The organism is Paraburkholderia sp. CNPSo 3076, assembly GCF_026343935.1.
Classification (GTDB): Bacteria; Pseudomonadota; Gammaproteobacteria; order Burkholderiales; family Burkholderiaceae; genus Paraburkholderia; species Paraburkholderia nodosa.
The window spans coordinates 1-604 of sequence record NZ_JAPMAL010000148.1 but is presented as its reverse complement, the minus strand read 5'-3'; the positions used below and the strand labels follow the sequence as shown (position 1 = coordinate 604).

Sequence of the window (604 nt, the reverse complement as noted above, 5' to 3'; positions counted from 1 at the left end):
GCAAATTCGGCGGTTCGCTCGCGAAGGTGGCGGCGCCCGACCTGGGCGCGATCGTCATCAAGGCCGCGCTCGAGCGCGCGGGCGTTACGCCCGAGCAGGTGAGCGACGTGATCATGGGTCAGGTGCTCACGGCCGGTTCGGGCCAGAACGTGGCGCGCCAGGCATCGATCAAGGCGGGCCTGCCCACGGCCGTTCCCGCCATGACGATCAACAAGGTGTGCGGCTCGGGCCTGAAGGCGGTGATGCTCGCGGCCAACGCGATCATCGCGGGCGATTCGGACATCGTCGTGGCCGGCGGCCAGGAGAACATGAGCGCCGCGCCGCACGTGCTGCCGGGCTCGCGCGACGGTTTCCGCATGGGTGATGCGAAGCTCATCGACAGCATGATCGTCGACGGCCTGTGGGACGTGTACAACCAGTATCACATGGGCGTGACGGCGGAAAACGTCGCGAAGGAATACGGCATCACGCGCGAGGAGCAGGACGCGTTTGCGGCGCTGTCGCAGAACAAGGCGGAAGCCGCGCAGAAGGCCGGCCGCTTCGACGCGGAAATCGTGCCGGTGGCGATTCCGCAGCGCAAGGGCGAGCCGCTGCAGTTCGCGAC

The 604-nt window shown here is 67.9% G+C and carries 1 protein-coding gene; it reads left to right on the top strand.

Annotated features, from left to right (window positions below; all coding sequences use genetic code 11):
• A partial coding sequence (locus tag M3A49_RS42925; RefSeq protein ID WP_266234004.1) for a beta-ketoacyl synthase N-terminal-like domain-containing protein occupies positions 1-604 on the top strand: 604 nt, incomplete at both ends.